This is a genomic window from Streptomyces sp. NPDC002868 (assembly GCF_055563295.1).
Genome location: NZ_JBVHDR010000001.1, coordinates 799,199 through 812,210, shown reverse-complemented (window position 1 = coordinate 812,210; position 13,012 = coordinate 799,199). Strand labels below are relative to the sequence as shown.

The window sequence follows — 13,012 nt, the reverse complement described above, 5'->3', positions numbered from 1 at the left end:
CCTGCGCCGGACGCGACAGTTACCGTCGGTAAGGGGTGGGGATGGACCGGGTCGGCAGCACACGACGCACCTTCATGGCGGGGGCCGCCGCGGCCGGCGGCACGGCAGCGCTGGCCACGGCGGGCGCAGCGGCCGCAGCCGCAACCGCAGCCGCAGCCGCCGGTTCAGCGGCGGACGGCGGCTCCCGCGCCGCGCAGTCGGTCGCCGTACTCGGCGGCGGGGTCGCCGGACTCACCGCCGCGCACGAACTGGCAGAACGCGGCTTCAAGGTCACGGTCTACGAGCGCAGGGCGCTCGGCGGGAAGGCCCGCAGCATGGACGTCCCGGGCAGCGCGAGGGGCGGCCGCCGACCGCTGCCCGCCGAGCACGGCTTCCGCTTCATCCCCGGCATCTACCACAACCTGCCGGACACGATGCGGCGCATCCCGTTCCCGGGAAATGCCAACGGCGTCTGGGACAACCTGGTGGCGCCGTCCGAGATGTCCTTCTCCCGCACCGGGCGCGAGGACTTACGGATCCCGCTGCCCTGGCCGGGGCACAAGCCGGCCGAGCTCACCCTCGACGAGATCCGCCGCGCGCTGACCGCCGCGCTCGACACGGCCCTGGGCATTCCGGCCCTTGAGACGGCGTACTTCGCGAACCGGGGTCTGGTCTTCCTCACCAGCTGCGACGAGCGGCGCGACGAGACATGGGAGCGCACGCCCTGGTGGGAGTTCATCAGGGCCGAGCGGATGAGTTACGACTACCAGCGCATCCTCGCCGTCGGCCTCACCCGGAACATCGTCGCGACCAAGGCCGAGGAGGCCAGCACCCGTACGGTCGCCACCCTCCTCGAAGCCTTCGTCTTCAACGCGCTCGGCCGGGGCGCCGACGGACCGCTCGACCGGATTCTCAACGCCCCCACCAACGAGGCATGGATCGACCCCTGGGTCGACCATCTGGAGACACTGGGCGTCCAGTTCCGAATCGGCTGGACGGTACGGGAAGTGAAGTACGGCACCGGCCGGGTCACCGCGGCGATGATCGAGGACCCGCAGGGCGTACGCCGGTCGGTGACCGCCGACCACTACGTCTCCGCGATGCCGGTGGAGCATGCCCGGCGGACCTGGAGCGCCGAGCTGCGCGCGGCGGACCCGCAGCTGGGGCGGTGCGACAACCTTCAGACGGACTGGATGACGGGCATTCAGTTCTATCTGACCGAGCGCGCGCCGCTGCTGCACGGGCACCTCAACTGCATCGACTCACCCTGGTCCCTGACTGCCATTCAGCAGGCCGGGCACTGGCCCGCCCGCAACTTCCCTGCCGACTACGGCGACGGCGTCGCGGTGGACTGCCTGTCGGTCGACATCTCCGAGTGGGACAAGACCGGCATCCTGTACGGGAAGACCGCCAAGCAGTGCACCCGTACAGAGGTCGCGCGGGAGGTGTGGGCCCAGCTCAAGGCGGCCGTCAACGACACGGGCCGCACGGTCCTCAAGGACAGCGCACTGCACTCCTGGTTCCTCGACCCGGGCGTGGACGGCCTCGGCACCCCGCATCCGACCAATGACGACGAGCTCCTCATCCACCCGGTCGGCACCTTCCACAACCGCCCCGAGGCCGCCACCCGGATCCCCAACTTCTTTCTGGCCGGGGACTATGTGGCCGTCGACATCGACCTGGCGACGATGGAGGGCGCCAATGCCTCGGCCCGCGCGGCCGTCAACGCCCTGCTGGACCGGACCGGTTCACCGGCGGCCCGCTGCACGGTGAAGCCGCTCTTCCGCGCCCCCGAGGTCGAGCTGATGAAGCGTCACGACCGCACCCGCTACCGGCTGGGGCTGCGCAACGCCTTCGACCTGGGCTGATCCACTTCCCTATGTACGCCCACACCGAGGACGTTCATCGAGCGGGAGAAATCCAGACGGCCGGTGTGCCCGGGACCCACCCCCGGGCACACCGGCACCCACCCCCTCAGTGGTGGCCGTGGCTGCGCGGGTACGCGTACCCGACCTGGATCTCGTCGATCTGCAGCTGCTTGTAGAACCGCGGCACGGTCTCCTTCGCCCAGGTGCTGTCGATCTCCAGCTTTATGTAGCGCGCACGGACGCCGAGGTCGAGGAAGCGGGTCCCGCGGGCGCTCTCCAGGACGCCTGCCTTCACCTGACGCCAGGTCGCGCCGTCGTTGCTCACCGAGACCGTGTAGTCCTTGATGCGGGCGGAGTCCTCGGCCCTGCCGAAGGTCTCCCGGTTGTAGGTGGGCGACCATTCGCGCTGGTTGACGGCGAGGTACTGGGCCTTGCGCACCGTGCGGAGATCGAGGGTGAGCGAGGCGGGCAGAGCGCCTGCGTTGTCGTAGTACGTCGTGAAGTCACCGTCGGTGAGGGCCGGGACGCTTGCCCTGACCGAGCCCGTCGGGTAGATGCCCTGGCGGTGCCGACCGGTGTCGACGGTGAAGACCGTGTCGTACGCGTCCCAGGCGCTGATGCCCTTGATGGTGAGGCTGCCGCCCTGCTGGTCGAAGGCCATGCGCTTGCCGGTGCGCAGGTCCGTGACGCGCTTGACGCGATAGCCGTTGTCACGGATCTTGACCTCGTCACCGCTCGTCGGCCGGGTGGTGACATGCACGTACTGCCGGGTGCGGTCGGTCTTGCTGATCGTGAGGTAGCCGTACGCGCCGCTGTTCCACGCGCCCGGCTGCATCCCGCCGTACATATAGCCACCGCCCTCGACGCCGGAGAGGGATTTCCAGACCGGCGGGAGGTAGCCCTGCATGAAGTCGGTGAACTTCTGCTGCTGGGGCGGGAGTTTGCCGTTCACCATGGCGGTGAGGTTCATCAGGGACTTGATGGAGGTGCCGGCGTTGGCGACATAGCGGCCGACATTGAGTGAGGTGGTGACCGGCCGGTCCTGGCCGTCGTACCACCAGGAGCCGGTGTCCGGGACCTTGTAGCAGGACTCGGTCAGCCGCGGCATCGGGGTCCAGATCGCCGACGGCTGGTCGTAGGGCGGCGTCATCCCGGTCTTCTGCTCATGGGACACCATGTCCATGATCGGGGTGTCCTCATTGTTGTTGCTGAGCGTCATGTCCGGGCGCTGCTCCCGGATCTGCTCGTAGAGCTTGTGCTCCTCCCAGTACGCGTTGTCGTTGTCGATCCAGAACCCGGAGAGCTTCGGGTAGTTGGCCATGACCTCGAAGAAGTTGTCGTAGCTGAACTCGCCGAAGCCCGGGCGCTGCGTGAGGTCGACGTCCTTGCCCTTGTGCGCGGAGTAGGCCTGGGAGTCGAGCGTCTCGAAACCCTGCTCCTTGTGCCACTGCGGGTCGTCGGTCATATAGAGGATGACCTTGAGGCCTTTGGCATTGGCGGCCTTGATGAGCTCACCGAGGATGTCGCGCTCGGTGGAGCAGCTGCCGGGGATCTTGGACGGCCAGGGGCGGGCGTAACCGAGGCGTGAGTGGAAGGTCGCGAGGACGATGTAGCTCGCCTTGAGCTTCCTGGCCTCGTCGACCCAGTAGTCGGCGCTCCAGCCGCCGTCGGTGACGGCCTTCTCCCACTCTCGGCAGTCCTTGTGGATGGGGCGGGTGAACATGCCCCAGTGCAGGAAGAGTCCGGCGGTGGCATTGCGCAGCTTCGCCTCGCGCGGCGGGCTGGAGGCGGAGGTCGCGGCAGCATCGACGGCGGCCGGCTCGGGCCGGGGCTGGGGCTGCGCGGCGGACGGGGCCGACAGCAGCAGCCCGCACAGGAGCGAAAGGACCGCTGCAAAGACCGCCCAGACGGTGCGGCGTCTCATGGGTACGTCACCTCGGTTCCGTTGACGAAGACCTTGCGGATGGTCAAGTCCCGTGCGGGACCGATGATGTTGGGGCTCGCCATATTGGTGAATTCGCAGCGCTCGATATGGACGCCGACGAAGGGATCGGACTCCAGGCCCTCGAGGTTGATGGCGCGGCGGGCCCCGTCGTGGACCATGTCCTCGACCTTGATGTTGCGGATGACCGCCGGCCTGCTGCCTTCCTGGTTGCTGTAGCGCGTGGTGAGGTAGACGCAGTCCCGGTCGATGGCGCGGCCGGTGAATCTCCGTACGTACACGCCGTCGATATAGCCGCCGCGTTTCTTGTTGGTCTTGATGAAGACCGGGTGGCGGGGGTTGAACCGGCCGGGGAAGTCGAGCGGGTTGATCCGGCAGTCCTCCGCGAAGACATTGCGTACGCCGCCCGACATCTCGCTGCCGACCGCGATGCCGCCCCACCGGCCCGAGAAGACACAGTCGCGTACGACGATGTTCTCGCTGGGCACGCCGACCCGCAGTCCGTCCTCGTCACGGCCGGACTTGACGGCGATGGAGTCGTCCTCGGTGTGGAAGCGGCAGCCGGTGATCAGGACGTCCGAGCAGCATTCGGGGTCGACGCCGTCGCTGTTGTTGATCCGGCCGATGACGTCGACGTCCTTGAGCGTCACATTGCGGCACAGGACGGGGTGGATGGTCCACATGGGCGGTTCGAGGACGGTGATGTCGCGCAGCAGGATGTTGCGGCACTTGTAGAACTGGATCATGTTGGGCCGCAGATGGTGCCCCGCGCCGAAGAGGCGTTCCTTGACGGGGACGCCCTCGGTGCCCATCCGGCGCAGCTCCGCCTGGTCGACCAGGGCGTGGCCGCCGGGGTCGCGCCAGCTCTTCCAGGGCCCGGCCATGCCCTGGCCGTCGAGGGTGCCCTTGCCGGTGACGGCGAGGTTCTTCTGCCCGTAGGCGTAGACGAAGGACGAGTAGTTGTAGCACTCGGTGCCTTCCCAGCGGGTGAGGACGACCGGCAGATAGTCCGCCGGATCCATGGAGAACGGGACCGTGGCCCCCTCCTCGACATGCAGGTCCACATTGCTGCGCAGCTGTATCGCGCCGGTGAGGAAGCGGCCGGGCGGCACGATCACATGGCCGCCGCCCGCCCGGTTGCAGGCCTTGATCGCGGCGCGGAATGCCTCGGTGTTCTTGGTGACGCCGTCGCCGACCGCGCCGTAGGCGGTGATGTCGAAGCGCCGCTCGGGGAAGGCCGGCGGGCGGATCCGGGCGAGGATCTGCGGGACCTTGTCCCACGGGTCGCGGGCGAGACGGGAGACGGTGGCCTCGGCCGCCGCGACCGTGTCGGCCGAGATCGCCGACGGGAGGAGCGCGGCCGCGGCCACAGTGCCCGCGTAGGTGAGGAAGGAGCGTCTGTTGGTGGGGAACGGCTGCACGGATGTCACCTCTCAGGCCTTCGGGCGGGGTACGGCGATCAGGTCGTAGCGGTCCCAGCCCTGCGAAATGCGGGTGTAGTACTTGTCCGCCTCGGCCGCGTCGCGGATCCAGTCCCATTCGCCGGTCGCCGCCTTGTCCGGGTAGGCGCGCATCTCGTCCGCGATCTTCCTGGACTCGTCGAGTCCGCTCCAGATCAGCCGTTTCATCGGCTCGGTCTGCTGCTCGGGTCCCTGGACGTAGACGCGGTAGCCGAAGTAGGCGGAGGTGATGGCGAGATGGAGGCGGGCGGTGAGCAGGGTCCGCTCGAAGTAGGCGTTCAACTGCCGGTAGTGGCCGGCGGACAGCTGGGGCTCGGCCCGCTGGATGTCGCGCAGCGCGGCGCGCGCCAGCTGCACTCCGTACGCCTTCTCCTTCAGCACATACCGGAGGTACTCCTGGTTCATCGTGTTCTTGTCGGTGAGCCAGCCGTTCTCCAAGACGTACGGGTTCTCCCGCTTCATCGTGGCTGACGTCTTGCAGTAGGCCGGCGCGAGATGCTCGACAACCCCGGTCCAGAAGTGGAACTTCTTGTTCACCGTGTGGCGCACATAGGTCACGGGCGGGTCGATCCACTTGCCGGAGATGCTCCGGTCATAGCTGGAGCAGTACGGGTCGTAGTCCAGGCGCGAGTGGTTGGCGTTGTTGGTGCCGAGCGTGTAGAGCGTCGAGGTGACGATGTCGTACGACTTCGAGAGCGCGGAGGCGACCTTGGGCGCCGCCCTCCTGCCGTAGGTGCGCGCGGCGAATTCGCGGTACATGTCCTCGGGGCGCGCCCGGCGGTCCTTGTCGGCCCGCGCCAGCGCGTAGAGGTTGATCTCGGTGGGGGTGCCGACGATCCTCGACTCCTTGTAGCGGTCGGTGCGCGCCACATAGCCGATGACGTTCGGCTGTTTCTGGAAGTACCGCATCCGGTCTACGTGTTCCTCGGTGAACGCGTTCGCGATCTTGCCCTGGCCGTTGTACTCACCGGTGGTGTCGTACTCGACGAGCACCGGGCGCTTGATGCGGGTGACGGTGGTGTCGACGGGGTGGGTGAGGAAGAAGTCGTGCGGCTGGGCCTTGATCATGACCCGGGCAGCCTTGTTGGTGACCAGGTCGATGGCCTTGATGGTGCGTTCCATCTCCTGCGGGAAGTAGCCGAAGGTCCGCAGATAGAGGCCCAGGCCGCGCTCCTCGCCCACCACGTCGGCGACCTGGTCGACGAGGTAGGCGAGTTTGGCCTCCTCGGTCTTGAGCCTGGTGGAGTGCTGCCGCTCGACGCGCGCCCCGGTCTCGATGAAGGTCAGGACGACGGCGTCGACGTCCGGGACCATGTCGAGCATCTGCCGGTAGTCGTCTTTGAACCACTCCCAGAAGGCGGGGTTGTCCAGATCGATGGTGCCGTCGGGGCCGGTGCGGAATTGGGCCGGGTAGTAGTCCAGTTTGTAGAGCGCGTGGTCCCAGATGGCCACTTCGCCGATGCCCGCCCGGTGTGCGGCGGCGGTGATGCGGTTGGCCTGGACGCGCTTCTTCTCCTCTCGCACCTCCCTCAGGTCGTGCACGATCTCATGGCTGATCTGGAGGTGGTTGATGTCGTACTTCGGGGCGGCGGCAATGACTTCGTCGGCGCCCTTGTCGCTGTCGGAGAGGATCGTCCAGCCGCGGACCGGGGAGATGCCGTGGTCCTGCGGATCGGGCGGGCCCTTCGCGCCCACGGGCTGGACGGCGCCGGCCAGGGCGAGACAGAGGACGGCGAGCAGGGTCACCCAGCGCCGAACCGTCGCCCGCCCTGTCGGAGTAGTCATGATCATGACATCTCAATCCCGTTCACGGAGACCTTGTGGAAGGTCAGGTCGTCGGTGAAGGCGATGGAATCGGGACCGCGGACCCCGGTGAAGGTGCAGTGGGAGAGATGGACTCCGCGGAGCCGGTCCGTCTCGAGGCCCACCAGATTGAGGACCGCGCGTGCGCCGTCGATCTCCATCTCGGAGAGATGGATGTTCCGTACGGAGACGGGCAGCGTGCCTCCCTCGCCGTTGTTGTAGTTCATATTGACGAAGGCAACTTCCCGCTCCACCGCGCGCCCGGTGAACTGACGCACGTAGACGCCGTCGATGAAGCTGCCGCGCTTCTTGCTCGCCTTGACGTAGAGCGGGTACTTCACCGGGTAATGGCCGGGGAAATCAAGGGGGTTGACCCGGCACCGCTCGGCGAAGACGTTCCGTACGCCGCCGGACATCTCGCTGCCGACCGTGATGCCGCCCCACCGGCCGGAGAAGGCGCAGTCCTGGACGACGATGTTCTCGCTCGGCACACCGACCCGATGGCCGTCCTCGTCCCGCCCGGACTTCACCGCGACGCAGTCGTCATTGGTGTTGAAACGGCAGCCGGTGATGTGGACGTAACTGGACGCCTCCGGGTCGCAGCCGTCGGTGTTGTAGAGGATGCTCTCGACGGTGATATCACGCACCGTCACATTGGTGGAGAGGACCGGATGCACGGTCCACATCGGCGGGTCGACGATCGTCAGATCGCTGACGAGCACATTGCGGCAGCGGTTGAACTGCACCATTTTCGGCCGCAGATAGTGGCCCGCGCCGAAGACCCGGTCCTTGACCGGTACGCCGGTGGAGCCCATCTGGCGCAGCAGCTTCTGATCCGGGCCCTGCAGGCCACTGGTGCGGTACCAGCTCTCCCACGGTCCGAGTCGGGCCTGGCCGTCGAGAGTGCCGCGGCCGGAGACGCCGACGTCGTGCTGTCCGTAGGCGTAGATGAAGGGCGAGTAGTTGTAGCACTCGGTGCCCTCCCAGCGGGTCAGCACGGCGGGCAGGAAGTCGGCCGGGTCGGGGCTGAAGGCGAGGGTGGCGCCCTCGCCGACGTGCAGGTCGACATTGCTGCGCAGATGGATCGCGCCGGTGAGGAAGGTGCCCGGGGGGACCACGACATGGCCGCCGCCCGCCCGGTGACAGGCGGCGATGGCGGCGCGTAGGGCGGCGGTGTTCTTCGTCAGCCCGTCTCCCACCGCGCCGAAGTCGGTGATGTCGAAACACCGTCGGCGGAACCTCGGCGGGCGGATACGGGCGAGGATGCGCGGGACCTGTCTCCAGCCGTCGGGGGCGGCTTGTGCCGCCCCGGCGGAACCGGCGGCGGCGGTGGGCAGCAGCGTGCCCGCTGCCAGCACTCCGCCGGCCTGGAGGACCGAGCGGCGCGATTGGCGCGAATCGTGCGAGTCGTGCGCGTGTTGCGAGTGGCGCGAGTGGTCTGCATTGTGCGAATGCATGGCACATCACCTCTCCATAGAGGGTGGGGAAAGGGGCGCGGGCGAGGTCAGCGGGCGTTCCGGTCCTCCTTCACGCGGGTCACCAACTGCGTCGGGTTCACAAAACGCAGCGCGATCACCAGCAGCACCAGCATCGACAGCGTGTACATCACGGCCATCGCGTCGATCGACTGCTGGGTGCGGATCCCGGCGGAGAACACCGCGTAGTACAGCGCCACGATGAGGGTCTGGCTGTCGGGGCCCGCGGTGAGGAAGGTCAGCTCGAACATGCCGACCGTCCTGACCAGGACGAGGACGGAGGCTGCGAGGATTCCCGGCACCAGCAGCGGGGCCAGGATGCGCAGCAGGACCGCGCTGGTCCCGGCCCCGCACATCCGGGCCGCCGCCTCGATCCGCGGGTCGATCTGCTCGATGAACGGCGTCATCGTGAGCACCACGAAGGGCACCGACGGCACCAGGTTGGCGAGCACCACGCCGGTCAGTGTGCCGGCCAGCTGGAACTTGTAGAGGACGGTCGCGAGCGGAATGCCGTACGTGATCGGCGGGACCAGGATCGGCAGCAGGAACAGCAGCAGCACCAGCCGCTTTCCGGGGAAGTCGCGCCGGGCGAGTGCGTACGCGGCGGGTACGCCGACGACCACCGAGACGGCGACGACGAGTACGGAGGCGAGGGCCGTGGTCCAGAAGACCTGGCCGAGGGAGAACTCCCGCCAGGCCGATCCGTACCACTTCGTCGTCCAGCCGTCCGGCAGCCAGCTGGTGAACCAGCGGGTGCCGAAGGAGTCGACCAGCGGTACGCCGATGACCCCGGCGAGGTTGATGAAGAAGAAGCCGAAGACGAGGGCTGTCACCCAGGTGACGGGCCGTCCGAAGCGGTGCTTCGTGCGCTCGGGGTCTTCAGGTGCGGTGCGTTGGTCGCGCGTGTCCATGACGTCGGCCATCAGCCCTTGCCTCCCGTGGAGCCGCGGTAGAGCATCGAGCGCCAGGCCAGCACCAGGATCACGACCGCCATCATCACCGCGGCCATCACCATCGCGATCGCGGAGCCGAGGGAGTAGTCGAACTTCTGGAAGGCCGCCTGGTAGGCCTCGATCGAGATCACGTGCGTACTCCCCCGCGGGTCGCCGACGAGCTGCGCCGACGGGAAGACCGCGAAGGCCAGGACGAACGAGAGGCAGAAGGTAATCGCAAGCCCCGGGGCGAGCAGCGGCAGCATCACATGGCGAAAACGCTGCCGCCGGTTCGCCCCGAGCGTCGCCGCCGCGTGCTCGAGGCTCGGGTCGATGCCGGTGAGGTAGGAGAGCGTGAGCAGATACGAGAAGGGGAAGCCGGTGATCACCAGCGAGGCGAACACGCCCCAGTAGTTGTGCACAAGATTCAGCGGCTGGTCGATGAGGCCGAGGCCCAACAGAGCTTTGTTGAGCCAGCCGTTGGGGCCGAGGTAACCGAGCAGGCCCTGTGCGGTGAGGACCGTGCCGAGGGTGATCGGCATGACGAGCAGGGTGGTGATCAGCCGCCGGCCGCGGAAGGGGCCGCGGGTGCGGAAGGCGACGGGGACGGCGGCGAGGCAGTTCACCAGGGCGACGGGCACGGCGAGTTCGAGGGTGATCCAGATCGTCTCGCGCAGATACGGGTCGGAGAAGAACTCCCGGTAGTTGGCGAGCGCGCCACCGCCCTCCTGGGGCTGGAAGGAGAGCTGGAGCCCGTAGAGAAAGGGGTAGCAGAAGAGCAGTACGAGAAAGAGCGCGCCGGGAGTGAGGAGTAGCAGCGTCCGGTCAACTCCACGCTCGGCAAGGCGGTGCCGCAGCGCGGGCCGGGCGCCTCGGCCGACGGGCGGCGCGGGTGCGCGGGTGGTGGTCATGGGGTCCCCCGTGCGGGGCCGCCCGCCGCGACGGCGCTGGGCCGCAGGGCCCACTGAGCCGGCGTCACGATGCCTCGTCGGGGCCGAACGCGCCGACGGGCAGCGGCGGGCGTCGACCGGGCTGCGCCCGATGTGGCTGGGCCCGATGCAGCTGGGCCCGGCCCGCACGGACCGGCACTCGGGACTCGTCGGTGGGTCGACGCCAGTCGCGACCGGGCGTTGAAGCGTCCGGTGGCGAGACGGATACCTCGCCCCCACCTGCGGGCCGGGTCCCGCAGAACCCACGCGGTCACGACGTCACCGCCTTCTGGCGCGGTACGTCCATCACCGGCTCCGCCGGTTGCGCGCCCTCCGGCGCGAAGACCAGCACCCTCTCCGGCGCTGCCGCGAGCTCCACCCGGTCGCCCGGGGCCGGCCTGCCCGCCGTGCGGAAGTGGACCTGCTGGCCGTCCGACAGCCTTGCCTGGACCGCGAGTTCACGACCGTGGTACTCGACGACCTCGATGTCCGCCGGGATGCGCCCGGTGGCGTTCTCACCCGCGACGTCCAGGTCCTCCGGACGTATCGCCGCGATGCCGGTGCCGCCCGCCGCGAGCGAATCGCGGTCCAGGCCCGTCAGCCGCGCGTCCGCGAGCCGGAGCGAGAGCTCGCCGCCGGCCGTCGCCGTGACCGTGACGTCGAGCATGTTGCGGTAGCCCATGAAGCCCGCGACATAGCGGTTCGCGGGCCTGCCGTACACCTCTTCGGGCGTGCCGACCTGCTGCATGAGCCCGTCGCGGAGCACGACCAGGCGGTCGGCGAGCGACAGCGCCTCCTCCTGGTCGTGGGTGACGTACACCGTGGTCAGCCCGAGACTCTGGTGCAGCCGCCGGATCTCGGTGCGCATCTCGAGGCGGAGCGCGGCGTCCAGGTTGGACAGCGGCTCGTCCATCAGGACCAGCCGCGGCTCCAGGACGATCGCGCGGGCGATGGCGACGCGCTGCTGCTGCCCGCCGGAGAGCTGGCCGGGCCGCTTGTGGGCGTGTTCGGTCAACTGGACCATCTCCAGCGCGCGGTCCGTCCGGCGGGCGATGTCCGCCCTCGGCACCTTGGCCATCTTCAGGCCGAAGGCCACGTTCCCGCGCACGGTGAGGTGCGGGAAGAGCGCGTAGTTCTGGAAGACCATGCCGAAGCCGCGGCGCTCCGGCGCGACATGGTCGATGCGTTCGTCATCGAGCCTGATCGCGCCGCCGGTGAGCGGCAGGAGCCCGGCCAGGCAGTTCAGGGCGGTGGACTTGCCGCAGCCTGAGGGCCCTAGGAGGGCGACGAACTCGCCGCCCCTGACCTCGAGTTCGAGATCCCGCAGCGCCGCGTGGCGTCCGAAGCTACGGGAGACCTTGTCCAGCCTGAGCGTCGAGAACCGGGACATCAGCGACCCGCCACCTCGCGGTTCCACATGTCGAACGCCTTGACCTGTTGCTCCGCCCGCAGCGAGGGCTTCTTCGGGAACTGGTCGATCCACTGGTCGAACTCCGGGACGCCGAACTCCTTCAGCACCTTCTGCGATTTCTCCGGCGCCATCGTCAGCGGCACGTTCTTGATCGCGGGACCGGGGTAGAAGTACCCGTCGTCGTACGCCTTGGCCTGCTGCTCGGGTGTGAGCATCCATTTGATCAGCGCGAGCGTCGCGGACATGGTGTCGGCGTCGACGCCCTTGGGGACCACCGCGTACTGCGCGTCGGTCACCCACGTCATCTTGTCGAAGTGCCCGGCCTTCATCTTCTTCGGAACGGTGCCGAGTGCCCGCGGGTTGATGTACCAGCCGGTCGTCGACATCACCATGTCGTGCTGGCCGGACGCCAGGTTCTTCATGGTCTCGGTGGTGCCGGAGCCGTAGACGCCGACGTACTTGTCGAGCTCCTTGAGGTACGCCCAGGTCTTGTCCCAGCCCTTGACCGGGTCGCCGGGGTCCTTGTCGCCGAGCAGATACGGCAGGCCCATCAGGAAGGTGCGCCCCGGGCCGGAGTTGGCCGGGTCGGCGTACTGGAACTTCTTGGGGTGCTCCTTGGCCCAGGCGAGCAGCTCCTGGGGGGACTTCGGCGGGTTCTTGACCTTGTCCGGGTTGAACTCGATGAGCGGGCCTGAGGGGTAGTAGACGATCGCGGTGCCCTGGCCCTGCGCGAGCTTCTGCATCTCGGCGGCGGGCTCCAGATAGTCCGGCGTGCCGATGAGCGACTGGTGCTTCGCCATGGAGCTCCACAGCTTCTGCGAGAGTCCGGCGGCCAGACCGTCCGTCCCGGTGAGTACGAGGTCGATCTGGACGCGGCCGGCCTGCTGCTGCGCCTTGATCTTGCCGGCCAGGTCGGGCGCCGGGGCCTTGGAGTAGGTGACCTTGCCGATGATGTCCGGGTGCTGCTCGACGAATTCGTCGATCATGCCCTGGGTCAGCTGGAGGTTCCCGGCGACATCCAGGATGTCGAGCGTCACCGGCTTGCCCGGCTTCGCCGGGACCTTCTGCGGGGTCTTGTCCTTGGACTCCGTACTCCCGGAGTCGGGGGCGCCGCAGCCGGCGGCTGCCACCGCGAGCAGCAGTCCCGCGAGCGCGATCCTTGCTGAACGGTGGCGCAGTTGACGGGACATGGCGACTCGCACCCCTCTTGGTG

Annotated in this window: 9 protein-coding genes; 1 reads left to right on the top strand and 8 read right to left on the bottom strand. The window is 68.3% G+C overall.

Annotated elements, in window-relative coordinates:
• The first annotated feature begins 41 nt into the window (after positions 1 to 41).
• Positions 42 to 1,847 (top strand): hydroxysqualene dehydroxylase, encoded by a 1,806-nt coding sequence (locus tag ACZ3H8_RS03815; RefSeq protein ID WP_467396943.1) that lies wholly within the window; start codon positions 42 to 44, stop codon positions 1,845 to 1,847.
• Positions 1,848 to 1,953: 106 nt separating this feature from the next.
• Here ACZ3H8_RS03815 and ACZ3H8_RS03810 read toward each other — a convergent pair whose 3' ends face one another.
• From ACZ3H8_RS03810 to ACZ3H8_RS03775, 8 genes are all read right to left on the bottom strand, one after another.
• Positions 1,954 to 3,771 carry an alpha-L-fucosidase gene (locus tag ACZ3H8_RS03810; RefSeq protein WP_467396941.1) on the bottom strand — a complete coding sequence of 606 codons (1,818 nt, stop codon included), beginning with the start codon at positions 3,769 to 3,771 and terminating at the stop codon, positions 1,954 to 1,956.
• Positions 3,768 to 5,210, bottom strand: a complete 1,443-nt coding sequence (locus ACZ3H8_RS03805; protein ID WP_467396938.1) for a glycoside hydrolase family 28 protein — start codon at positions 5,208 to 5,210, stop codon at positions 3,768 to 3,770. The genes ACZ3H8_RS03810 and ACZ3H8_RS03805 overlap by 4 nt, the downstream gene beginning before the upstream one ends.
• A 12-nt stretch (positions 5,211 to 5,222) precedes the next feature.
• On the bottom strand, positions 5,223 to 7,034 hold the full coding sequence (locus ACZ3H8_RS03800) for a hypothetical protein (RefSeq protein ID WP_467396936.1): 1,812 nt from the start codon (positions 7,032 to 7,034) through the stop codon (positions 5,223 to 5,225).
• A gap of 2 nt (positions 7,035 to 7,036) precedes the next feature.
• The gene (locus ACZ3H8_RS03795) at positions 7,037 to 8,509 is read right to left on the bottom strand and encodes a glycoside hydrolase family 28 protein (RefSeq protein ID WP_467396933.1); all 1,473 of its coding nucleotides are present in this window, start codon (positions 8,507 to 8,509) and stop codon (positions 7,037 to 7,039) included.
• 47 nt (positions 8,510 to 8,556) lie between these two features.
• Positions 8,557 to 9,450, bottom strand: coding sequence for an ABC transporter permease (locus ACZ3H8_RS03790; RefSeq protein ID WP_467396931.1), 894 nt, complete (start codon positions 9,448 to 9,450; stop codon positions 8,557 to 8,559).
• Positions 9,450 to 10,370, bottom strand: a complete 921-nt coding sequence (locus ACZ3H8_RS03785) for an ABC transporter permease (RefSeq protein ID WP_467396929.1) — start codon at positions 10,368 to 10,370, stop codon at positions 9,450 to 9,452. The genes ACZ3H8_RS03790 and ACZ3H8_RS03785 overlap by 1 nt, the downstream gene beginning before the upstream one ends.
• A 289-nt stretch (positions 10,371 to 10,659) precedes the next feature.
• A complete protein-coding gene (locus tag ACZ3H8_RS03780; protein WP_467396926.1) occupies positions 10,660 to 11,778 on the bottom strand; it encodes an ABC transporter ATP-binding protein in 1,119 nt (372 codons plus the stop codon).
• The gene (locus ACZ3H8_RS03775; protein WP_467396924.1) at positions 11,778 to 12,989 is read right to left on the bottom strand and encodes an ABC transporter substrate-binding protein; all 1,212 of its coding nucleotides are present in this window, start codon (positions 12,987 to 12,989) and stop codon (positions 11,778 to 11,780) included. Before ACZ3H8_RS03775 ends, ACZ3H8_RS03780 begins: the two co-directional genes overlap by 1 nt.
• Positions 12,990 to 13,012: the final 23 nt, after the last annotated feature.